The 21,468-nt window shown below is 67.3% G+C and carries 21 protein-coding genes; 11 read left to right on the top strand and 10 right to left on the bottom strand.

Going from position 1 to position 21,468, the window contains the following annotated elements; all coding sequences use genetic code 11:
- Positions 1-390: 390 nt before the first annotated feature.
- The 4 genes from ACFQGL_RS04770 to ACFQGL_RS04755 all read left to right on the top strand — a co-directional run bounded on the left by ACFQGL_RS04770 (position 391) and on the right by ACFQGL_RS04755 (position 5,842).
- The gene (locus tag ACFQGL_RS04770; RefSeq protein WP_377505850.1) at positions 391-1,608 is read left to right on the top strand and encodes an FG-GAP-like repeat-containing protein; all 1,218 of its coding nucleotides are present in this window, start codon (positions 391-393) and stop codon (positions 1,606-1,608) included.
- 201 nt (positions 1,609-1,809) lie between these two features.
- On the top strand, positions 1,810-3,834 hold the full coding sequence (locus tag ACFQGL_RS04765) for a N,N-dimethylformamidase beta subunit family domain-containing protein (RefSeq protein WP_377505848.1): 2,025 nt from the start codon (positions 1,810-1,812) through the stop codon (positions 3,832-3,834).
- Between the two features lie 119 nt (positions 3,835-3,953).
- Complete coding sequence (locus ACFQGL_RS04760; RefSeq protein ID WP_377505845.1) at positions 3,954-4,949, top strand: SEC-C domain-containing protein; 996 nt, start codon at positions 3,954-3,956, stop codon at positions 4,947-4,949.
- Between the two features lie 545 nt (positions 4,950-5,494).
- On the top strand, positions 5,495-5,842 hold the full coding sequence (locus ACFQGL_RS04755) for a hypothetical protein (protein ID WP_377505842.1): 348 nt from the start codon (positions 5,495-5,497) through the stop codon (positions 5,840-5,842).
- A 64-nt stretch (positions 5,843-5,906) separates the two neighbouring features.
- Here the strand turns inward: ACFQGL_RS04755 and ACFQGL_RS04750 are convergent, their stop codons facing one another.
- The gene (locus tag ACFQGL_RS04750) at positions 5,907-7,037 is read right to left on the bottom strand and encodes a hypothetical protein (protein WP_377505840.1); all 1,131 of its coding nucleotides are present in this window, start codon (positions 7,035-7,037) and stop codon (positions 5,907-5,909) included.
- 261 nt (positions 7,038-7,298) lie between these two features.
- On the opposite strand from ACFQGL_RS04750, the gene ACFQGL_RS04745 reads away from it, so the two are divergent.
- Positions 7,299-7,715, top strand: coding sequence for an ASCH domain-containing protein (locus ACFQGL_RS04745; protein ID WP_377505837.1), 417 nt, complete (start codon positions 7,299-7,301; stop codon positions 7,713-7,715).
- Between the two features lie 29 nt (positions 7,716-7,744).
- Here ACFQGL_RS04745 and ACFQGL_RS04740 read toward each other — a convergent pair whose 3' ends face one another.
- The 5 genes from ACFQGL_RS04740 to ACFQGL_RS04720 all read right to left on the bottom strand — a co-directional run bounded on the left by ACFQGL_RS04740 (position 7,745) and on the right by ACFQGL_RS04720 (position 15,241).
- On the bottom strand, positions 7,745-8,026 hold the full coding sequence (locus ACFQGL_RS04740; RefSeq protein WP_377505835.1) for a hypothetical protein: 282 nt from the start codon (positions 8,024-8,026) through the stop codon (positions 7,745-7,747).
- A gap of 290 nt (positions 8,027-8,316) precedes the next feature.
- A complete protein-coding gene (locus tag ACFQGL_RS04735; protein WP_377505832.1) occupies positions 8,317-8,655 on the bottom strand; it encodes a hypothetical protein in 339 nt (112 codons plus the stop codon).
- A gap of 192 nt (positions 8,656-8,847) precedes the next feature.
- Positions 8,848-10,347, bottom strand: a complete 1,500-nt coding sequence (locus ACFQGL_RS04730) for a type I restriction-modification system subunit M (RefSeq protein ID WP_377505829.1) — start codon at positions 10,345-10,347, stop codon at positions 8,848-8,850.
- Positions 10,344-11,684: a restriction endonuclease subunit S gene (locus ACFQGL_RS04725; protein WP_377506038.1), complete on the bottom strand. Its 1,341-nt coding sequence runs from the start codon at positions 11,682-11,684 to the stop codon at positions 10,344-10,346. Before ACFQGL_RS04725 ends, ACFQGL_RS04730 begins: the two co-directional genes overlap by 4 nt.
- A gap of 65 nt (positions 11,685-11,749) precedes the next feature.
- The gene (locus ACFQGL_RS04720) at positions 11,750-15,241 is read right to left on the bottom strand and encodes a DEAD/DEAH box helicase family protein (protein WP_377505826.1); all 3,492 of its coding nucleotides are present in this window, start codon (positions 15,239-15,241) and stop codon (positions 11,750-11,752) included.
- Between the two features lie 264 nt (positions 15,242-15,505).
- On the opposite strand from ACFQGL_RS04720, the gene ACFQGL_RS04715 reads away from it, so the two are divergent.
- Both ACFQGL_RS04715 and ACFQGL_RS04710 read left to right on the top strand, forming a co-directional pair.
- Positions 15,506-16,096, top strand: coding sequence for a type II toxin-antitoxin system antitoxin SocA domain-containing protein (locus ACFQGL_RS04715; RefSeq protein ID WP_377505823.1), 591 nt, complete (start codon positions 15,506-15,508; stop codon positions 16,094-16,096).
- Between the two features lie 118 nt (positions 16,097-16,214).
- Complete coding sequence (locus ACFQGL_RS04710) at positions 16,215-16,670, top strand: Fic/DOC family protein (RefSeq protein ID WP_377505820.1); 456 nt, start codon at positions 16,215-16,217, stop codon at positions 16,668-16,670.
- Between the two features lie 23 nt (positions 16,671-16,693).
- On the opposite strand, the gene ACFQGL_RS04705 is transcribed toward ACFQGL_RS04710, so the two are convergent.
- From ACFQGL_RS04705 to ACFQGL_RS04695, 3 genes are all read right to left on the bottom strand, one after another.
- The gene (locus tag ACFQGL_RS04705; protein WP_377505817.1) at positions 16,694-17,131 is read right to left on the bottom strand and encodes a hypothetical protein; all 438 of its coding nucleotides are present in this window, start codon (positions 17,129-17,131) and stop codon (positions 16,694-16,696) included.
- Entirely contained in the window at positions 17,128-17,574 is a 447-nt protein-coding gene (locus ACFQGL_RS04700; protein ID WP_377505814.1) for a hypothetical protein, read from the bottom strand. Before ACFQGL_RS04700 ends, ACFQGL_RS04705 begins: the two co-directional genes overlap by 4 nt.
- A gap of 339 nt (positions 17,575-17,913) precedes the next feature.
- Positions 17,914-18,183: a DUF6244 family protein gene (locus tag ACFQGL_RS04695; protein WP_377505811.1), complete on the bottom strand. Its 270-nt coding sequence runs from the start codon at positions 18,181-18,183 to the stop codon at positions 17,914-17,916.
- A 280-nt stretch (positions 18,184-18,463) separates the two neighbouring features.
- On the opposite strand from ACFQGL_RS04695, the gene ACFQGL_RS04690 reads away from it, so the two are divergent.
- Complete coding sequence (locus ACFQGL_RS04690; protein ID WP_377505808.1) at positions 18,464-19,435, top strand: hypothetical protein; 972 nt, start codon at positions 18,464-18,466, stop codon at positions 19,433-19,435.
- Between the two features lie 74 nt (positions 19,436-19,509).
- Here ACFQGL_RS04690 and ACFQGL_RS04685 read toward each other — a convergent pair whose 3' ends face one another.
- Positions 19,510-19,755, bottom strand: a complete 246-nt coding sequence (locus ACFQGL_RS04685; protein ID WP_377505805.1) for a winged helix-turn-helix domain-containing protein — start codon at positions 19,753-19,755, stop codon at positions 19,510-19,512.
- A 302-nt stretch (positions 19,756-20,057) separates the two neighbouring features.
- Between ACFQGL_RS04685 and ACFQGL_RS04680 the strand changes: the two genes are divergently transcribed.
- From ACFQGL_RS04680 to ACFQGL_RS04670, 3 genes are read left to right on the top strand one after another with little or no spacing between them, the layout of a single operon-like run.
- A complete protein-coding gene (locus tag ACFQGL_RS04680; RefSeq protein WP_377505802.1) occupies positions 20,058-20,213 on the top strand; it encodes a hypothetical protein in 156 nt (51 codons plus the stop codon).
- Entirely contained in the window at positions 20,210-20,911 is a 702-nt protein-coding gene (locus ACFQGL_RS04675) for a hypothetical protein (protein WP_377505799.1), read from the top strand. The genes ACFQGL_RS04680 and ACFQGL_RS04675 overlap by 4 nt, the downstream gene beginning before the upstream one ends.
- Positions 20,905-21,462, top strand: a complete 558-nt coding sequence (locus tag ACFQGL_RS04670; RefSeq protein WP_377505796.1) for a hypothetical protein — start codon at positions 20,905-20,907, stop codon at positions 21,460-21,462. The genes ACFQGL_RS04675 and ACFQGL_RS04670 overlap by 7 nt, the downstream gene beginning before the upstream one ends.
- Positions 21,463-21,468 lie beyond the last annotated feature (6 nt).

Genomic DNA, 21,468 nt, shown 5'->3' with positions numbered 1-21,468 from the left:
ATGGACTCCAACCCGAACCACGTGCCATTCGTCAACGGCACCAACATCGGGCACGACTGGGCGCAATACAACCGCATCCTCTAGCCAGCTGGTCAACGCAGTCACGCGGCGCGCGAGCCGCAAATATTCGCTCCGGCTCGCGCGCCGCACAGTATCCACCCGACTCTCACGAACACCGGAAAAGGAGCAACCGTGGGCCGACGACAATACACCAGTCGCATCGCCACCATTGCGGCGACTTTTTCCCTTGCCATGGCGTCAGTTTGTGTCTCGGCCACACCAGCTCACGCTGCCGATACGAGACCGTGCGACCCGCGAGGGACTACCTCCGCTGATGCGCAGCTGGCCAGCCAACTGAACGGACAACTGAATGGCACATTGGAGGGTGCCATGACCGCGTACCGGGTGTCCTGCGCGCGCGTCATCGTCGATGATATCAAGCGGCGTGGATTGGCTCGCCGCGCTGCGGCCATCGCCATCACCACAACTATCGTCGAGTCGACTATTCGGAACCTGACTTATGGTGACAGGGATAGCGTCGGGCTCTACCAGCAACGACCGTCGCAGGGTTGGGGCACCGTCGAGCAGATCCTCGATCCGGTCTATGCCACCGGCCGTTTCATCAGGAAAATGTTGGAGGTCGACCCGAACACTTGGATGACCGACCCGATCGGTGAGGTCTGCCAGGACGTCCAAAACTCGGCCCGCCCTTCCAGATACTACGAGGAAGCCAGCGACGGCACCACAATCGCTTACGCCCTCTGGAACCTGAGCGCATCCCCGACAAAGGGCAATGTTTCGGATGTGAGTGGTGATGGCCACGCGGATGTGTTGGCGACGAAGCCCGACGGCACGCTCTGGTACTACCCGAACAACATGGACTCCAACCCGAACCACGTGCCGTTCGTCGACGGCACCAACATCGGCCGCGACTGGGCACAGTTCGACCGAGTCATGAGCGCCGACGTCAGCGGCGACGGACACGCCGACGTACTAGCAACAAAACCCGACGGCACCATGTGGTACTACCCGAACAACATGGACTCCAACCCAGGGCACCTGCCATTCACCGACGGCACCAACATCGGCCGCGACTGGGCACAGTTCAACCGAGTCATGAGCGCCGACGTCAGCGGCGACGGACACGCCGACGTACTGGCAACAAAGCCCGACGGCACGCTCTGGTACTACCCGAACAACATGGACTCCAACCCAGGGCACCTGCCATTCACCGACGGCACCAACATCGGCCGCGACTGGGCACAGTACGACCGAGTCATGAGCGCCGACGTCAGCGGCGACGGACACGCCGACGTCCTAGCAACAAAGCCCGACGGCACGCTCTGGTACTACCCCAACAACATGGACTCCAACCCAGGACACCTGCCATTCACCGACGGCACCAACATCGGCCGCGACTGGGCACAATTCAACCGAGTGACGAGCGCCGACGTCAGCGGCGACGGACACGCCGACGTCCTAGCGACAAAACCCGACGGCACCATGTGGTACTACCCCAACAACATGGACTCCAACCCGAACCACGTGCCATTCGTCAACGGCACCAACATCGGGCACGACTGGGCGCAATACAACCGCATCTTCTGACAGCTCGGGGACGTCAGAACGGGTGGTGCACAGTGCGCTCTGTGCACCACCCACTGACCATCACCTGCTCCCGATCACCCCTCATCGATTGGATCTCCAACCATGCCTATTTCCCGGCGTAACCTCCTGCGCGCAGCCGGGATCGCTGGCACAGCCATGTCTGCGGCGACCGCGACGGAGGCAATGGCGAATGAGCGGCCGTTGCCCAAGCCGGCCGGGCAGGCACCGGCATCCGCAGCGGGGCCCGCGTTCGATCCCCAGCAGCAGTTCCTTCAGCTGGTCGGTGGTGGCGACGGGGTCATCTACGGCATCCGCGCCGACGGTGCCCTCCGCTGGTACCGGCACGCCGACTGGCAGACAGTCGGCCCTACGTGGGCCAGCGGCTCGGGTCGCGTTATCGGTGGGGGATTCAACCAGTTCATCGGCATCTTCGGCGGCGCGGACGGCTCGCTGTACTGTCTGCGTGCCGACGGCACACTGCGCCGATACCGATATGTCTGCTCCGACATCGAGACCGGTGCGGGCTCCTGGGTGAACGCGGGCGGCGTGCAAATCGGCACCGGCTTCGACAGGTTTCCCCGCGTGTTCGGCTTCAACGGCCATATCTACGGCGTCACCGCGGGCGGTGACCTGTACGCGTACCAGTTCAACCCCGTCACCGGCACCTGGATCAACAGCAGCGGCACGCGTATCGGCAACTTCAAGTCCTACCAGCTGTACGCGGACGACAGCGGCGTCATCTACGCGGTGCGGCACGGCGACATCTACTGGCACCAGTACACCGCAAGCGGCTGGACGCCCGGCTCCGGGTACCAGATCGGTAGCGGGTTCGCGGAGCTCATGCACGTGGGTCTCATCGCCGCTGGTCAAGGAGCGATCTACGGGGTCAAGCCCGGACTGTCCACCGCGTCGTGGCCGGGAGACATGGTGCAGTACCGCCTGGTCAACTGGAGGACCGCCGGTCCGGACCAGTCGCGTTCGTGGGCGGGCGGTGGCTTGGAGAGGATCGTGGGCACCGGCTGGACGATCCAGCGAAACGCCGCGCTCCAGGGCTACACCCGCACCAACAGCGTGCGGCCGGGCGACACCGTTCACGTTGCCACATCGAGCACCTTCGCCAGCTTCACCGCCACGGTGGTGCGCGTAGCGCCTGGCGCCGCGGGGCCTGCCGAGGTTGCCCCGCCGATGACTGTCAACGGTGGTGTGCAGCCGGTGCCGATCGGGTTCGTGCACACTGGCTGCGGTTGGGCCGACACCATCCAGACGAGGATTCCGACCACGTTCGCGTCAGGCATGTATGCGGTGCGACTCGACGGGCCGTACGGGATGCGGCGCTACGTCCCCTTCGTCGTTAGGCCAACCGCACCGTCGAACTCAATAGCGTTCATTTTTCCGACCAACACATACCACGCCTACAACACGTATGGCAACCACAGCCAGTATTGCTCCGACCTGACGGGCACCCGCACGCTGTCACTGCATCGGCCGTCGACCGAAATGAACGTTGAAGCCACCGGATATCTGGAACACACCCTTTACTCGGACATCCTGCTGACCCGCTGGATGACCAGTGAGAAGATCAGCTTCGATTCGTACAACGACACCGACCTTCATCTGATCAGCGACTGGTCGACATACGACGCCGTGGTGCTGGGCAGTCATCCGGAGTACTGGTCCGAGGCGATGCGGCAGCACATGATCACCTACGTCGCGAGCGGCGGGCGCCTCATCTACTCGGGCGGCAACGGAGTGTACGAACGAGTCTCTTTCAGTGCCGACCGTAGCCAGATCGACTTTCGCACGAGCACCGGCACGCGGGACACCTACGAGGCGCGGGGGCTCCCGGCTTCCCAACTCCTTGGGGTGAACTACATCGAGGACAGCTGGTTCACCTTCGCGCCCTACACGGTGGCCAAGATGCACCCGTTGCTGGCGGGCACGGGACTTTCCGTCGGCGACCAGTTCGGGCAGAGCGGCTACAACGGCGGGGCCAGCGGTTGGGAGGTCGACTCCCTGCTCGGCCTGGAAGGCGAAGCGACCGCATTGCAGGTCATCGCTCGCGGCACCAACCCCGGAGGCGGTGCCGCCATGGTCTTCCTCGAGAAGCCCAACGGCGGCTTCGTCTTCAGTGCGTCGTCCATCGCATTCAATGGTGCACTCGCAACCGATGCCGTCGCATCGACGATCCTGCGCAACGTGTTCACGCTCGCCCGGGACCGGAATTGACCGCTCCCGGAGCTTAAGAGTGAGCCGCACCACCGCACCCGAGTGACAATCGAGGTATTCGCCCGATTCGGGCGTACGCTGGCGGCTTCCCGCCCCTTCCCTGCCGCCAGGATGCCCCCATGCCGACGTCCGACCTGCTGACCGCCGAGCGCATCGCCGAGATCGGTGCGCTGGAGTACGAGAACACGGACTCGGCCGCGCTGGTCGCCGAACTGGTGGGTGCCGTGGACGAGGGCCGCGTCGCCGACCCCGATGACACCGGGTACGCGCTGCTCGTCGCGGCGGACATCCTGGAGCAGGCGGGTGATCTGGACGACGCGCTCACGCTGGCCACCCGCGCCATCGCCGAACAACCGGACGACAACGCACACGCCCGGTCGGTGCGCGGCGGTCTGCTGCTGCGCCTCGGCCGCGACGACGAGGGCCTGGCCGAGCTGACCGCGCTGCGCCCGGCGCTGGAGACCGACCCCGGCGCCATGCACCTGATCGACGGGCTGATGGAGTCCGGCCACACCGAGACGGCGCTGGAGTGGCTCACCGGGGCGCTCGAGGCGATCCTGGAACGGACCCGGACCCAGCAGCACAGCTCCGAGGACGCGCAGGACGAGGCAGCCGCCATGATCTACGGCCTGGTCCAGCAGCGGCACGACCTGCGCGAGGAGATGGGCCTGCCGCACGACGACCACGACCACCTCGCCGACCGACTGCGCGCCGCGAGCGATCACGCCCTCGACGCGCTGGACGACGACGGCCCGGCGACGCTGCTGTTCTGGCCGCAGGCGGAGTTCGACGCGCTGCTGGTCCGCTGGCCCGCGCTGGTCGACAGCTACCCGGCGCAATGGGATGAGCACCGCGCTCAGCTCGAACGGGCGCTCGCCGACGCCGCTGGGCTGGGCACCGCCGACCTGGGCGTGGTCGCCGGCTCCGTCGCGGGACTGGCAACCTTCGCCGAGCGGAACGGCGGCGACCCCACCGATGAGGACACCCTCGACGAGTACGCCGACTCCCTCAGCGGGACCGACCTCCGGGCGTGGCCGCCCGGCCGCAATGACGCCTGCTGGTGCGGCTCGGGCTCCAAGTACAAGAAGTGCTGCCTGCCTCGCTCACGGAGCTGAGCCCCGCCCACTCGCCCCCGCCGAAGGGCTGGGGGTGGGCTGGGTCAGCTCGATGCCGGCAACACCGCGACGATCGACACGCTGGCCGACAAGCGCCGCGACCAGGTCGAGTGGGACTTCACCCGACGCAGACACTGGTGCGGCCTGGGCGAAACCCGCCGCCGGCGCCGCCGGCTGGCTGGCCGGTCCACCTGTCACGCACCGCCACTGCTTGACACCTAAGCACCTGGGATGTCTTTGCTCTGCTTCAACGGACGCAACAAAAACGTGCCGTCAGTGGTGCGCCGGTTGAAGCAGAGCAAAGGGTCCGCGACAGTAACCCGGAACCCGGAACCCGGAACCTGCCCGGCCGATCCGGTCGGCGCATGGCCGCCGCCACGCGACGACCATCCAGAAGTAGCCGGAAATCCCTCATGGATCCGAGAACCGGTGGGTACTAACCGGTTGTCCTCCTACGTGGCGTGTCGATGACCAAGGTCGCCGACGAGACGTCTCAGATTGACTTCCCGGCTGACGGGGTGCGGGCACGGCATGGGGAGTACGACATGTTCAAGGTGACGTGGGTTACCGGCGCCGTGGTCCTGGCGTGCACGGGTGCGCTGATCGCATGCGGGGACGGGAAGGCGCCGAGCGCGGCCGGCACGGCTCCCGCGATGCCGGCGGAGCCCACCAGGGCATCGTCGACCCCGGCAGGTTCGACCAACCCGGTGCTGTTCGGGAACCACCCCGCGAACGACGAACCGACCTGCGGGGAGGCGTACAACCCGGGATCGGCGAAGTCGCTGACCGTGCAGGGCGCCGTCTGCGACCCCAAGAAGACGGCTCAGCAGCTGCTGCGCAGCACGTTCCGGTTCGTCGACAACGGCCCGGCCCGTCGCCCGGCCTGCGGCTGAACAGTCAAGGGACGCCGGGCGGGCCCGCTCCGCGCCGACCGTGGAGCGGACCCACCCGACGGCGTCAGGAGAACAGCAGGACGGACTTTCGGGTGGCGTTACCGAAGGTCAGGGTCCGGCCACCGGTGTTGGGCACCGGGGTGACCGCCACCTCGAACGTCAGGGTCGTACCGGCGGGGACCTGGTGGTTCTCGTTGGCGCTGATCGTCACGTAGCCGCCGCCGATGGTGAGCGGGTCGACCTCCACGGTCTGCTGGTTCAACGCCTGGACGGTCGGGGTGGGGTTGCCGGGGAAGGTGTAGATCGCCCGGAGCCGGACCAGGTCACCCTCGTGCAGACCCACCAGCTCGATCTTTGACTGGTGACCGATGAGGCCGCCGGCGGTGATCCGGTACGCGGCGTTGCCGTCGCTCCACCGGATCGCGTGGAAGGCGCCGTCCGCGGTGACCGTGAAGCCGCGATAGATGGTGACGATAGAGACTGTCTGCACGTCCGTGCCTCCTGCTGTGGTAGCGCCGATCATCACCGCGAAGTCGGTGTCCGTGCCCCGGAACGCGTTCGCGTCACAGGTGTGCTGCGCGCCGATCCGGGCGGTGCTGGTGTACTGCCAGATCCGGGGCATGGCGGACGGCGTCCCGTACACCTGCCAACCGGGACCGCTGTCCCCGCCGGCCCTGGTGTAGGCGGGTTTGAAGTCCTCGTCGCGGTTGTGCGGGTAGTTGGCGTTCCAGCGGGGAAAGTGGCCCAGCTGGCTGGAGCCGTACTGGCCCTTGGAGGCGTACATCAGCACGGACTTGGTGGTCCGCGCCTCCAGCTCGTTCCCAACCTGGACGCCGACCGCCGGTGCGACGCTGTCGTAGGGCCACCGCTCCAGGTCGACCTGCCAGAAGAAGCCAGGCCAGGTACGCCACCAGGGCAGTTCGGCGTCGGCGTACGCGATGGCGGTCCGCGCCTGGGTCGCCGCCGGGACGCCGGAGCGGACCACGACGTACATCCCGAGGTAGGGGATGCCGGCGTCGCGCCCGGCGGCCAGGATCCAACCGCAGCTCTTGCTCTTGAAGATGTTGGACGGCGACTGTTCCGTCCCCTTGCTGGTGAGAAAGTCGATACCCAGGCCGGACGCGGCGGCGACCCTGGCCCGGGTCAGTCCCCTGCCGACGTCGTAATCGCTGGTATCCCATCCATAGAGCGTCACGGGCCGCACCTCCGGCGCCGAACATCGAGTGGTGAGGGACGGGCAGGTCGATCTGCCCGGTGAGAACGCGGCGCAGTGCCGGCCGGAATATCACCTCTTCCGGCCATCTGCACGACAAGCGTTGAATGAACCGTACGTCGCGTGTGGAGGAATGAAACCCCTGGTCAGAGGCCATTTCGGTGGGTGCGAATTGCGGCTTCGCAGGTGTCAGCCAGCTGACAGAGCCGGTCGATGCCAGGCTCGGCCCGTACCCTCGGCGGCATGAGCCTCGACGACCTGCCAGTGGTGGAGTTCGCGTTCCCCGGGCCGCTCCGGGATCGACTGGTAGCGGCGATCCTGTCCGGCACGAAGACGTCGACCTCCGGCCTGGTGCTGGGGTACGAGCGCTCGAACGAACCACTGCCGGTGGTCGGGCAACGCTTCGCGGTGCTGGACTCCGCGGAACGGCGGGTCGCGGTCATCGAGCTGACCGAGGTACGCGTGGTGCGGCTCGCCGACGTGGACCTCCAACACGCCCTCGACGAGGGCGAGGGCGACGAGTCGGTGGCCCAGTGGCGGGCCGGGCACGAGCGGTTCTGGCACAGCGCCGAGGTACGCGCGGAGTTGGGCGACCCCGACTTCACCGTCGACGACGACACACTGGTGCTGGCCAAGCGCTTCCGGCTGGCCCACGCCTGAGACATCGACCGCCTGGGGCCCGACGCCCCTCAGCTTCCGGAATCTTGCGCGGCCGGGCCGGTGCCCAACTGGGCGGTGAACAGGGCAGTCAGGCTTCGGGCGGTCTCCGCCGCCGCCTCAGGGGAGGCCGCTTTCGTCGCGGACTGCAGCGCGCCATCGCGGGCGAGCACGACCAGACCGTGCACGAGGGCCCAGCTCAGCAGCGACAGGCCCGGAACGTCGTGCACAGCCGAGCTGAGCTCACCGATGGCCTCGTCCTGCGCCGCGCGCAGGGCCGGGTCGTCGGTGTGCAGCTCGGTGGGTCGGAACATCAGGTCGAACAGGGCGCGCTGGGAGGCCGGTGTTGTGTCCGGTTGCGCCGCACACCTCGCCTCACTGTCCACGCGCTTCCGGGGTGACCGTCGCCTCGGAACGCTTCAAGCGGCAACCACCCGAGGTTGCTGCGGGTCTCGGATGTGGGGCGGTCAGGCGGCCGGGGCCGAGATGGCCAACAGTTAGTCATCAGCCAACTTGTCGATTGCTGCGGTGATGGGCCGTTGCAGCAGCCGGTCAAGAGCCGCAATCTGCTTCAGGGCGGGACGATCAATCTCTACCTGCCAGCTCACAGATCGAGCTCCCGCTTCGCCTGCTCCCACGGGATCCCTCGGACGTCGCCGGCTCGATGGGCTGCCAGTCGGTCGGCTGCCTCCGGCAACTCGGCGAGGTCATCGAGCATTTCCTGCAGTGCCTCGATCATCGCCCGGGACAGCTCATCATCCCTGCCCGCTGCGAGGACTGTCATCCAGGACCGAAGCAGCCCCTCGGCAGCCGCCGGATCATTCTCGACGACGGGCACCATGACATCCAGCAGCCCATCAACGATCTCTTCGATGTCAGCCGCAGCTCGCTCGGCCGGCACGACAGCCGCGAAGCGACGACCTCGCCGCGTCAGGTAGACCACGTTGCCGTCGACCGCCCGATAACCGCCTCGGTCGGAGCGGGCGAATGCTCGGGAACCTCGAATTCAAGGGCGTGGGCAGCGGACATGCCGGTGATGGTAGCTTCCCCGGCCGGCTGATCCAGGCCCGAAGCGCCGGGTTTCCGCGCGCCAGAACCACGCTCGCGGGGACGACCCGCGAGTGCTTTGGGCTGCTCAGCTTTCCGTGGGTGGGGCTGCCCTGGAGGACAGCGCGTCCGCGATCGCCGCGAACTCCCGCAGAGCAGCCTCCAGGTCCTCGACGATTTCCTGTGCGATCACCTCGGGCGGCAGCAGCGCGTCCGCGTCCTCCAGCGAAGCGTCCTTCAGCCAGGTGATGTCGAGGTTCACCTTGTCGCGAGCGATCAACTCCTCGTAGGAGAAGGCCCTGAACCGCTCGGTCTCGACCCGCTCGGCGCGATCCTTGCCCGGCAGGTAGCACTCGACGAAGTCCTGGAGATGTTCGCGGCGCAGCGGATTCTGCTTGAGGGTGAAGTGCTGGTTCGTGCGGAAGTCGTACACCCAGAGCTTCTGGGTCCATGGCTCCTCGCGGGCGCGCTTGCGCTCGAAGAAGAGCACGTTGGCCTTCACGCCGCCGGCGTAGAAGATGCCGGTGGGCAGGCGCAGCATGGTGTGCAGGTCGTACTGCTTGAGCAGCCGGCGACGGATGGTCTCCCCCGCGCCACCCTCGAAGAGCACGTTGTCCGGCAGGACGACCGCGGCCCGGCCGTCGATCTCCAGCAGGCTGGCGATGTGCTGGACGAAGTTGAGCTGCTTGTTCGCGGTGGTGGCCCAGAAGTCGGCGCGCTCGATCTCCCGCTCTTCACGGGTGGATCGGCCATCCTCGCCGACCATCCGGATCGAGGAGCTGCGGCCGAACGGCGGGTTCGCGAGGACCAGGCTGACGCGACTCTCCGGCTCACGGCCAAGGGCGTCCTTGACGGCGATGAGCGACGGGCCGTTCGGGGTGCCGATGCCGTGCAGCAACATGTTCATGGCGGCCAGCCGGGCGGTGCCGTCTACCAACTCGGTGCCGGTAATCGCGCCGTTGGCGAGCCGCCGCCGCTGATCCGGCGTCAGGGCATTGCCGTGGTGCCGCTGGATGTGGTCGAACGCGGCGAGCAGGAACCCGCCCGTCCCGCAGGCCGGGTCGGTGATCGTGTCGTCAGGCGTGGGCTGCATGCAGTCGACCATCGCGGCGGTCAGGGCGCGCGGGGTGAAGTACTGCCCGGCGCCGGACTTGGCGTCCTCGGCACCCTTGGCCAGCAGTTCCTCGTAGGCGTCACCCTTGACGTCGACGCCCGCCTGCGACCACTGCTCCTTGTCGATCAGGTCGACGATCAGCCGCTTGAGCTTCGCCGGGTCCTGGATCTTGTTCTGCGCCTTACGGAAGATCGTGCCGAGGGTGCCGCCTTCTCGCGCCAGCCCGGTGAGGATGTGCCGGTACTGCACCTCCAGGGCGTCACCCTCGGCGTCGAGCAAGGTCTGCCAGCTCAGCTCGTCGGGCACGATCTGCTCGGGCCGGAACGACCGATTGGCCCGCTCGTCGGCCATCTTGAGGAAGAGCAGGAAGGTCAACTGCTCGACGTAGTCGATCGTCGAGACACCGTCGTCGCGCAGCACATCGCAGTAGTTCCAGAGCTTCTGCACCAGCCGGCGCGAATCCACAGTGCTCACAGCGGCAGTGCCTCCTGCTGGTAGTTGTCGCCGGTCACCCTGGTCGGCGGAGCCGGCAGCTCTTTTTTGGTACGCGGAGAGCGCGTCCTCGGCTTCTGCGGTGCGGCTGCCCGCTCAGCCCGGATCCGGGCCAATAACTCCGACGCCGGCTCGTCATTGGGGTCCTGCGGCACCAGCCGCCCAGCAAACGCTTCCCTCAACAGCGACCGCCGCAGCTTCCCGCCACGGCCATTGGCAGACTTTACGGTTTTCCTCAGGCGAACCGCCACGTCGGACTGCACCGCAAACTCTTCTAGGAGGCGATCCCTCTCGCCCTCTGGGGGCATCGGCACACGCAGGTTACGGATCAACCCGAGGTTCAGGTTGGGTTGGACACCGCCGGCGGCAAGCCGCCGATTTTGCTCGTACGTGGCCCGGAAGAATAGCTTCACCCAAGAACGGTAGGATTCCCATTCAGGCTTCAGGCTAACCGCAGCGCAAGCCTGGTTGGTCGTAGCTGATATCCGCAACTCGGAGCAACGCCCCCTAGTCCGCCCCTCACCATACATGGCCACCAATAGAGTTCCCGGTGGCCAAATCCTCACTGACGTTTCAGCCAGGGCGGATTCAGTTATGTATTCCGATGCACGGTCCACGAATGGCTCGTTGAGAAGACCGCTGGTAATCCACGGCACGGTCCCACCTTCGTAGAATTCCTTACGCGAGCGTGACGGGGTCGCGCCTGTCCCAACCGAAGCCAGATCGTCGATTGATGCTTCGCCCCAACTGGCAGGGCCACCATCGGGCCGAGTGAGCTGCGACCACCTACCCCCAACAATGGCACCGCTGATTGCCGTCTCCCATGACGTCGATCGCCTAACGATAGTCGACGCTTGAGTAAGAGCAGCTTCAAGTCGAGGCAGGTGACGTTCCAGAGCAACCACGATGCGGCGCTGCTCAGCGAGCGGTGGCAGCGGGATAGGCAACTGCCGTAGCTGCTCTTGCGGGAGATGCTTGATGGTGCTTCCGGTCGCCCAACTCGCCAGGGCACCCCGCAAACTAAGGTGTTCGAGGAGGTAACGCAAATACCGCGGATCCATACCCCCAAGCGGACGGACCCGATGGAGGGCTTTCTGGAATGCCATGTACCCATCGCCGCCATGCCAGATGGCACAGCGTCCGATCTCACCGCCTTCACATACGAGCAGATCGCCGTCGCGAAGGCGGAACCGCTCCTCATGTTCGGGCGGGATGTCCATGCTTAGCACGTCGGACTGGTCGATGCGACCCCACTGAACGTTGACGTTGCGAAGGTAGGGCCGCAAGTGCTGACCAGTGCCCTTACCCCGGTCGAGCATCTTGCCGAGGGACGTCTCCGCGACCTCGCCGAGTGTCGTCTGCGTCCAGCCATGGGGTAGGGCGGTCACGCGGATAGCTCCTGGTTCAGCTCGTCCAACAGCGGCTCGGCGCGCCTACCGAAGGCACCCGCGTACCCGTCGATCCCGCCCCGCTCGGTGAACGGCGCGCCCTCCAGGTCGTCGGCGGTGATTTCCACGCTGACCGCTATCACGTCCTTGATCCTCTCCAGCCACCACGCCTGATCGGCAGTGAACGTAGCGCCCGCCTGCTCCTGCCGGAGCAGCCACCCACGGAAGCGCTCCTCGACAAGACTGCGGTACGGACGCAGTTCCTGATCAAGCCCCAACTCATACCGGACGAGGCTGACAAGATCCGCCGGTCCCCTGTTTCCCGACGCCTCAGCAGTCCGGCCGAGCAGCACGTACGACTTCCACAGCGACTCGGGCGTCCACGCCTGCGGCGGCCGGGCGATCCGCGCGGCCAACTCCTTGAGCTGGTCGTACCCGACCCGACCCCGCCCCTCGAAGAAGACCTGCAACGCGGTGATCTCGTCGCGGTGCTCCTCCAGGTAGTCGTGCCAGCTCTTCACGGTGTCCTGGGCGCGTTCCTCGGCCGGCACGCCGGCCGCCGAGATCAACGTGTCGGCGTTCACCTCGTCGATGGTGATGTCGTGAGCGCGGCGGATCTCCAGGATGCGTTCGCGCAACTGCGGGTTGGCGGCGAGCGGGCGCAGCGCGCCGGTCAGCAGGTCGCGTACGGCCTCCGGGCCGGCCTCCTTGGCCGGGTTGAGCTTCTCGGGGGCGACCGCGTCGACCAGGCCGCGCACGATGCCCGTCAAGGGCTGGTCGGCGAGGTCGGCCAGTTCGGCGCGCTCATCGTCGGTCAGCTGCTGCTCCAGCCGGGCCAGCCGGGCGGCGAGAGTGGCCACTTCGTCCGGGTCGGCGGTCAGGGTGCCGGCCTTCTTGAGCAGGTCGCGTAGCGAGATCTGCCGTTCGGAGTGGCGTTGCAGCGGCACCGCCTCGTCCAGGTCGGCTTCGGTGACGCCCACCGCATCGACGATGACGAACCGATCTTTCACCTCCGCATCGGGGGTGACCGCCTGGAACTCGGCGGCGTCGATGGTACGGGCGCCACGGCCCTTCATCTGCTCGAAGTAGGTCGCGCTGCGCACCGGCCGGAGGAAGAAGACGCACTCCAGCGGTCGTACGTCGGTGCCGGTGGCGATCATGTCGACGGTCACCGCGATGCGGAGCTCCGGGCTGTTGCGGAACGCCTGAATGAGGGTGTCGGGGTTGTCGCCGCCCTTGCGGGAGGCGTACGTGATCTTCGTGGCGAAGTCGTTGCCGCGCCCGAAGACGATCCGGACCATGGTGACGATCTCCTCCGCGTGGTTGTCGTCCCGCGCGAAGATCAGCGTCTTGGGCACCGTCGACCGGTCGGGGAAGATCTCGGTGAAGAGGCGTTCCCGGAACGTCTCCAACACCAGCTTGAGCTGGCCCTTCGAGATCACCGACCGGCCGACCTGGTTGCCGCCGTACGTGAAATCGTCTTCCAGTTCCTGATAGCGCTCGGCCCGGGTGCGCCGGTCGCGCAGCGGTACGACCGTGCCGGCCTCGATGTCGGCGCCCTTCTCGGTGATCTCCGTCTTGATCCGGTAGACGTCGAAGCTGACGTTCACCCCGTCGGCGACCGCCTGCTCGTAGGTGTATTCCGAGACCAGGTTCTGCTGGAAGAAGCCCAGCGTCTGCTTGACCGGCGTCGCGGTCAGCCCGACCACGAAGGCGTCGAAGTACTCGATGACACCCCGCCACTTGCCATAGATCGAGCGGTGACACTCGTCGACCACGATCAGGTCGAACGTCTCCGGCGGGAGGTCCCGGTTGTAGGCGACCTCGGCCGGCCCGTCCAGCTCGTAGTCGTCGTACGCCCGGTCGTCGAGGTCCACGTCCGGCAGTTCGTCACCGCGCAGGGCGCCGTAGAGCCGCTGGATGGTGGAGATGACCACGTTGGAAGAGGCGAGCATGCCCGCGCTGGACAGCCGATCCACGTTGTACAGCTCGGTGAACTTCCGTCCGTCGTCCGGGGTCTGGTAGCCCGCGTACTCCCGCAGGGTCTGCTTGCCGAGATTGTTGCGGTCGACCAGGAAGAGGATCCGGGCGGCGCGGGCGTGCTTGAGCAGCCGGTAGCTGGCGGTGACCGCGGTGAAGGTCTTGCCCGCGCCCGTGGCCATCTGGATCAGCGAGCGCGGCCGGTCCTCGGCGAGCGAGCGTTCCAGCCCGTCGATGGCGTCGACCTGGGCCGGCCGCAGCCCGAGCCGGTCCAGCGCCGGCATCCGCCGCAGCCGTGCCCGAAGCGTCGGCGCCGCCCGGTCGTCGTCGGCCTCGCGCATCCACCGCGCGAGTGTCTCGGGCCGATGAAAGGCAAAAACCTCGCGGGTACGCGGAAAAGGGTCGAGCCGGTTAACGAAGGCGGTCTCGGTGCCGGTGGCGACGTAACCGAAAGGCAGCGGGTCGTCCCGGTGCCACGCGGCGATCTTCTGCTCGGCGGTGAGTCCGTTGAGGTAGCGGTCGAGCTGCGCCTCGACGCCACGCGGCGCGGTCCCCTCCCGCTTGGCCTCGATCACCCCGACCAGCCGCTGGTTGACGTAGAGGAGGTAGTCGGCCCGGCCGGCCGCCAGGGTCACCTCGCGGACGGCTACGCCGGTGTCCGCGTACAGGTTGATCTGGTTCTCGTCCTGGACCACCCAACCGGCCGCCCCCAACTGACGGTCGATCTCGACGCGGGTCTGCATCTCGTTGAGCGGCTCGTGCGAGGCGCGACGGGCACGGGCGATGAACTCCTCGCGCCGGGCGGCCGACACCTTCGCTGGCGCCTTGCTGTCGAGCGCCGCCTGCTCCACCTGGGCCGCCGACTCCAGGCTCGCCACCAGGACGGCAGCCTGGTCGCGGCGGGCGTCGGCATCACGGACCGCTCGCTCGGCGGCGACGGTCGCGTCCGCCTGGGCCTGCGCCAGCGACGCCTTGCCCTCCAGCAGCAGCTTGGTCTGCGCCAGCTCATCCTTGTAACGCTGAATCTCCGCCTGGAGCCCGTCGGCGATGCTCTGCGGCACCTGGCGAGGTGGCGGGGAAGGCGGCACGAAGCCGAGCGGAGTCCGATCGCCCGTCAGCGCCCGATGGAACCAGACCCCCAGCTCAAAGCAGGTCCGCAGCATGTCCAGCGCCGCGCGGACCTCACCCAGATGATCGTGTACGGCCCGGTTGCCCTGGTCCCGTAGGCGGTCGAAGGCCTGATAGATCTCCGGTACGAGGGTGCCGTCGGCGTACAGCGCCTCGACCCGGCGATAGAAGTTGTTCTGCTGCGGCGTAACACCGGTGCGACGGACGAGGTCCTTGGCCATCTCGTCGCCGAAGGCACGGATCTTGAACATCGCCGACTGGGCGTCGACATAGACGAGCAGCTCAGCCCCTGCCCCGTACCAGACCAGCAGCGGGTACTCCTTCAGGAACCCGAAGTTGGCGGACTGCTCTGCCAGACGTCGTACCTGTCGAGGATCCACGACACTCCACGTCGCTAGCCGGCGGTGAACACGCCAGGATAGGGACGATCACCGATCGGCACAGCCCGTTTCGCGCCCGCTGACAGCTTTCCGACAGCACATGGTCCAGAGATGCGCCCATAGCGGATCGAACACATGTTCCCGGCTTGCGCCCACGCGCTGGCGATAGAATCGGAGTCAAGCGCGACACCCCAGCTCACAGCCAGCGGAGTGTCCCGTCGATCGCTAGTCTCGAAGCGAGGCCGAGTTAGGGGGTGTCACCGCATGGCTACCGCGCACGATGTCGCTGCGGCGGTGCTCGACAGACTCGGCAGCGTCACGGCGATGAAGCTGGAGAAGCTCGTGTACTACTGCCAGGGATGGCATCTGGCCCGCGAGGGAGCCTTGCTGTTCGCCGAGCCGATCGAAGCTTGGCGGGAAGGCCCGGTCGTGCCACCCCTGTACCGACACCACCGTCGGCAGCTCACCGTCTCTGAGTGGCCGCACGGGGAGGCATCTCGGCTGTCGGCGGCTCAACAGCGCACCGTCCAGTGGGTCGCTGACGAGTACGGCAAGTTTTCGGCCAGCGAGTTGTCCACCATGACGCACAACGAGCTTCCCTGGCGGGCCGCGCGGGGTGCCTTGCCAGAGTCAGCCAACTCCTCGGAGAGAATAAGCACCGACCTCATGCGGACGTACTACGCGCGACAGATCGCGAGCACGGAGACCGCAGTTGGCCTGGCAACCGCGAACGCGGCCCTGGAAGGTACGGAGTTCGACCAGGACTGGCAGGACAAGCTTCGCGACGTGGCATCGGGAGTGATCAGCGCAGACGAGCTGATCAACGAAGAGATTGCTCGCCTCAAGGGTGCATGATCCGTATTGCTGGCCAGGGACCGACTGCCTCAAGAACAAGCTAGCGATCACCGACCCGGACGTCCTCCGCGAGACGGAGTTCCGCCTCACCTCGATTCGGGAAATCCAAGCATCCCGGATGATCATCCCCGGCAACTACGGCCTTGATCATCTACAGGCGTTCCATCAGAAGCTCTTCGGCGATCTCTACGAGTGGGCCGGGCAGACCAGGATCGTCGATATCAGCAAGCCGGGAGCGCGATTCTGTCACTGGCGCTTCATCGACGATCAGGTCAGCACGATCCTCGGCGCACTGAGCACCGACGGCTTCCTCCTCGGCCTGAAACACGAGACGTTCGTGGAGACGCTTGCTCACTACTACGGCGAGTTGAACGTCTGTCACCCCTTCCGAGAGGGCAACGGCCGGACAACGCGCTCATTTCTCCGACAACTCGGTGCCGCAGCCGGCTTTCTGCTCGACTGGTCCGAGCTCAACGAAGCCGACAACATCGCGGCGTGCCGTGAACACCTGACGACCACCGACACGAGCCGCCTGGTCACCGTCCTGCGTCCGGTCGTTCGACGCTTGAGCTGACTCTCCCCTGCGGGGCCTGCGCCTCAACTAGCGGCGGTGATGGCCGTCGCGATAGCCCCGAGAACGTCCGGGGCCAAGCGCTCCGGGTCGATCAGCAGGTGCACAGCCCGGCCGGGTGAGTCGAGCCAGAATGCCTCGGCGGCACCGATCAGGCCGGGGGACTCGCCGTGCTGAAACTCAGTTAGCGTCCAGTCCGCGGGGTCACGCTCGTGGTACTCGGCCAGGAACTCACGCAGTTCGGCGAGGGTGCCGAGCCGGTCGCCTCGGAGCACGTGCACCCGCAGGTCGACCCGGTGCCCGTCCTCGACCTGGCGCTCCCAGACCCGGGTGGCGAAGCTGACGTCCTCCCACTCTGACTGGAAGTCCGAAACCAGGTCGGCGACGTCCGGCGGCAAATACCCGATATGGAAGCCGTCCAGCCCGCCACCGTTACGGGCAATCAGATCAGGTGCGCCCGTCACCCTGCCGCCTCGATCGCCGCTTCCACCTTGTCCAGGTAGTTGAACCACCACTCCCCTTCGCTCTTGGGGCGCATAGACAGCAGGCTCGCAGCCACAACGAAGGAGAGGACGACTACGCTACCGGCGGGCAGCACACCGGCCAGCGGTCGTCCGGACAGGATCGCACTGAGAAAGGCCTCGATCTCTGGCGAGGTTACCGAGCTCCATTTCTCTGTTTCGGCGACCTCGTTGGCCAACTCCCGGATCTGTTGAGGCGTCGGCTTGCCCCCACAGATGTCCGCACTGACGAAGACCGAGATAGCAACGAGCAACTCGGTGGCCGTATGCCGCGCCGATAAGTCGGAGAACGCTGTGAGTGCCTCATCAAACTCTGCCGGCTGTCGCTTGACCGCCCAGTGCAACGTGTCTCGAACGAGCTGCTCAACTCGAGCATCGATTTTCACGCGAACCTCCGCTATCTTGCGATCTCGCCTTGTATGCCTTGAGGGATCCCCAGGTTGCCACGACCCCAAGTAGGACGCCGGCTACCGCTTTCGGCAGAGCCGGCAGGAACTCCGATACAGTCGCCCATGCTGTTGCCGCCGATGACCCGCCCACCGCAATCGCCTCCGGACTGACGCGCCTGCGGCGGGTTGGCGTTGGAGCATCGCTGTGTTCTCGGCTTCGGGCGTCGCGTAGCCCTTCTCGCATGGGCAGCGCAGGCTCCGGCCCCGGAATCGCGTGTCGCAAGGTGACGCCGACTGCCGCGGGTGGCTGGTGGGTCGTGCTACCACCACCCGTGGTCAGTTTCCCAGCGCTCGAACCTTGGCAATCGTCTCCTGGACGTGCTGCTTGGCCGGGTCACCGCCCTGAGACGCCTGCGCGAGCGCCTGACGGTAAGCGTCGATCATGCCGACCAGCGGGCCGGCGGCCACGCCCTCCAGCGCGCCGGCGACGAGCGCCCGTGCCTCGGCCGCGTCCTGTGCTGCCGCTGCGGTCTTGGCTTTCGCCTCGTCCAACTTCTGCGACGCCGCAGCCAACCTCGCGATGATCTGTGCTGCGCTCACGCGCATCCTCCCCCTGGTCGACCATCGCCTCCACCACCGCACGGGCGGAGACCACAAGGGAGCGTACGAGATTCGCACACGCTCCGCGACCACCCGCTCGCTCAGCCGTGGCCCGAGGACGGTGATCCTGCGAGCTAGATCGACCGCAATCCAGAGCGCTCGCGGGAGCGAAGCCGCACCACGCCCCGGACGATGCGCTGAATCTTGGACAGTTTCCGTCGCGCGCTAACGGAAACTGTCCAAGATCTGGCGGCGCGGTGCCGCATCGGCGGCAAGACTTGCCGGAATGCTGCCCTCCGACGATGCCGACGCGCTCGAGTGGCTCGCCTTCGAGCAGGCGGGCGTGCTCACGACCGCCCAGGTCTCTCAGTTGCTCGGCGAGGGGGTGGTGCGCGGCCGGATCCGCTCCGGCCGATGGCGGTCGATCAGCCGAGGAATATTGCTCACCGGTAACGGCCGCCTGACCCACGACCAACAACTCTGGGTGGCAGTACTGGCGGCCGGCCCGGGAGCCGTACTCGCCGGGCCGACCGCCGCGGCCGAAGCCGGGGTACGGGGACTGCGACGGGAGCCGCTGCACGTGCTGGTGCCGGCTGCCCGCCGTGCCGCCCGGACCAGCCTGCGCCGACTCCCGATCGACATGCCCGCCGTCCGGGTACACCGCACGTCGATCCTGCCGAAGGCGCATCTTCAACTCGCGCGTCCACCACGCACGACGACAGCACGGGCCCTGGTCGACGCGGCAGGCTGGGCCGCAGGCGTCGATGAGGCTCAAGGATTGCTCGCGGCCGGCTGCCAGCAGCGGCGTGTGCTGCCCGAAGAACTGAACGCGGTGCTCGACATACTGCCCCGGGCACCCCGCCGGCGACTGATCCGGCAGACCACCAGCGATATCGCGGGCGGCGCCCAAGCGCTCTCCGAGATCGATTTCCTGCGACTCTGTCGCAAGCACCGGCTGCCGACGCCAGACCTGCAGGAACACCGGGTCGACGCGGCGGGTCGGAACCGCTGGCTGGACGTGTACTGGCGGGAGTGGCGGATACACGCCGAGATCGACGGTGCGCACCACATGGACGCCCGACAGTGGGCGGCCGACATGCGTCGACAGAATGACGTCTGGACGAGCGGCGATCGGATCCTGCGATTCCCCGCCTGGCTGATCCGCGCCCGCCCCGACGAGGTCGCCGAAACCCTTCGGCGAGCCCTCACCGCGGCCGGCTGGACCCCACCACCGCCCCGACAACGCCGCCCGACGTGATTCTTGGACAGTTTCCGTTAGCTTGAGACGGAAACTGTCCAAGATCTGGAGGCGGGTGCGAGGGTTGGGCGTGCTCAGCGCTCGGCGACGAACACTCCGACGCCGCCGACGCCCTCCACCAAGCCTTCGATCTTGAGCGCGTTGATGGCCTGACGAACGACGATGGCCGAGACGTCATGCTGACGGCACAACTCGGACGTCGAGGGCAGCTTGTCGCCCGGAGCGAGGTCACCGGACTTGATCTGAGCGCGGATGCCGTCGGCGATCAGCGCCCACTTGGCTTTGGCGGGCATTGGTGTCTCCCAGGTCTGCCCCGCCATTCGATCACGAGCAACTTTGTATAGCAAGCAATGTGCGGTCGGTGCTTGCGCGTACATGACCTGTTATATACGCTTCCCGGTGACCGGCTCCCAGGTCTGCAAACCCGGAGTTGGTTTTTACCCACCGCGCAGAGAGCGCCCGGTTGGTCGGTCCCCCGTCCGGCCGGGCGTGCCGGGGCGTGCCCGCACGCCGCCCCGCCGCAATGCCCTGACCAGCAAGGAGACCAACCCCGACGGGAGCCCCGATGCCCGATCGACCCAATGACCAGCCCGAAGACCGCCGAGGCTCAGGCGATCGATTCGTGTCCGACAAGGACGTCGAGGACGCCGACGACATCCTCTTCGCCCATCCACCCCGGGTGGTGCGCCGCTGGGTCTGTGACTGCGGTGTGGACTACCCCTGCCCTGACGTGCTCTTCGCCCGTCTGGTCAAGGCCACCGCCGAGGCGGGCGAATGAACCCTGATCCCATCGACGACCTGCGTGACGCCTGGCTGGCCACGATCGCCGCCACCGACCGGGCGGGCGCTCACCTGCACGGCGCGGGGCCACCGGGCCGGCGGCCGCCGTGGCAGGACGCCGTCACCGAGTGCTGGCGGGCACTGAGCCTGGTCTACGCCGGTGTGGCCGCGAGCCGTGACCCCGCCATTTGGACTGTGGGCCAGAAGGCAGCGGACCAAGAAGCAGCGCGACAGAGAGCCGGCTCGGCCGGCGAACTGCTCGCTGGCCTGCACGCGGCCCAAGGAGACGCCGACCGGGCCACCGCGCTCGCCACTCGGGTCCGACATCGGTTGGGTGCGGCCGAGGACCGGCTGCGGCGTACCCGAATCGTGGCGGATGCCGTCGCGGCCCGGCACCTCGCGGCGGCGATCACCCGGTTGGACCTGGTCGTCACCCGGCTGGCGGTGGGCGGCCGCCGCATCGACCGCTCGGTGGCCGCGTTGACCGGCGGCCTGGCGACACCGCCCGTACCCCGCCAGGCCACGCCCGCCGCCGCAGTCGCCAGCGCCAGCGCCACCGCCGGGACCGGCAGCACCAGCACCAGCACCAGCACCGACGAGATCGCCCGCGGCTGCCGCGCGGCAAGCGCCCTGGCGAAGAGCAGACGACGCCGGGGACTCATGAAACTCAGGATGAACAAGGAGCGACGATGGTGACCGACCCCCACGCAGCGCTGCGCAGTCTGCTGGCCGGGCGGCTGTACGGCCATGAGCGGCGGCTGCGCCGGTTCGGTGAGCCGGACTGGCGGCGGTACGCCGATCTGCTCGCCGGGGCGCTGTTGGTGGCGGTGCGGCGGCGGTTCGTCGCCGGGCAGGACCGGGCGCCGGTGATCCGGTTCGTGGCTTCCGCCCGCGAGCGCTACGACGCCACCGGCCGCGACGTCGACCCGGCGTTGGCCGAGGCGCTGGTCTGGGCGGCGCTGGGCGAGCGCCCGCCGCTGCCCGACGACGCACCGACGATCGTCGCCCAGACGGTGCTGCTGCTCGGCCTGCTCGAGGACGAGGGCCTCACCGACCGGGAACGGGACGACGTCCTCGCCGCCGCCGCGCACGCCGCCGACAGTCCGCCCGCCGCCGACAGCCTGCCCGCCGACAGTCCGCCCGCCGCCTACGACCAAACAGCCTCCGACAGCCCAGCGGCGGACGAGTCAGCACAGGGCGCACAGCAGCACCAGCCGGCAGCGAGGGGCCCCAGGGAAGCGAATTAGGAAGAC

The organism is Micromonospora vulcania, assembly GCF_042658605.1.
GTDB classification, from domain to species: Bacteria; Actinomycetota; Actinomycetes; order Mycobacteriales; family Micromonosporaceae; genus Micromonospora; species Micromonospora vulcania.
The sequence above is the reverse complement of the archived record's forward strand: the minus strand, read 5'-3'. Positions and strand labels throughout refer to the sequence as shown.

Excerpts from the sequence above, each read along its gene's own strand:
- ACFQGL_RS04770 (WP_377505850.1), top strand. The coding sequence starts at position 391 with ATGACCGCGTACCGGGTGTCCTGCGCGCGCGTCATCGTCGATGATATC.
- ACFQGL_RS04760 (WP_377505845.1), top strand. The coding sequence starts at position 3,954 with ATGCCGACGTCCGACCTGCTGACCGCCGAGCGCATCGCCGAGATCGGT.
- ACFQGL_RS04755 (WP_377505842.1), top strand. The coding sequence starts at position 5,495 with ATGTTCAAGGTGACGTGGGTTACCGGCGCCGTGGTCCTGGCGTGCACG.
- ACFQGL_RS04745 (WP_377505837.1), top strand. The coding sequence starts at position 7,299 with ATGAGCCTCGACGACCTGCCAGTGGTGGAGTTCGCGTTCCCCGGGCCG.
- ACFQGL_RS04740 (WP_377505835.1), bottom strand. The coding sequence starts at position 8,026 with ATGTTCCGACCCACCGAGCTGCACACCGACGACCCGGCCCTGCGCGCG.
- ACFQGL_RS04725 (WP_377506038.1), bottom strand. The coding sequence starts at position 11,684 with ATGCTCGACCGGGGTAAGGGCACTGGTCAGCACTTGCGGCCCTACCTT.
- ACFQGL_RS04715 (WP_377505823.1), top strand. The coding sequence starts at position 15,506 with ATGGCTACCGCGCACGATGTCGCTGCGGCGGTGCTCGACAGACTCGGC.
- ACFQGL_RS04710 (WP_377505820.1), top strand. The coding sequence starts at position 16,215 with ATGATCATCCCCGGCAACTACGGCCTTGATCATCTACAGGCGTTCCAT.
- ACFQGL_RS04695 (WP_377505811.1), bottom strand. The coding sequence starts at position 18,183 with ATGCGCGTGAGCGCAGCACAGATCATCGCGAGGTTGGCTGCGGCGTCG.
- ACFQGL_RS04690 (WP_377505808.1), top strand. The coding sequence starts at position 18,464 with ATGCTGCCCTCCGACGATGCCGACGCGCTCGAGTGGCTCGCCTTCGAG.
- ACFQGL_RS04685 (WP_377505805.1), bottom strand. The coding sequence starts at position 19,755 with ATGGCGGGGCAGACCTGGGAGACACCAATGCCCGCCAAAGCCAAGTGG.
- ACFQGL_RS04675 (WP_377505799.1), top strand. The coding sequence starts at position 20,210 with ATGAACCCTGATCCCATCGACGACCTGCGTGACGCCTGGCTGGCCACG.
- ACFQGL_RS04670 (WP_377505796.1), top strand. The coding sequence starts at position 20,905 with ATGGTGACCGACCCCCACGCAGCGCTGCGCAGTCTGCTGGCCGGGCGG.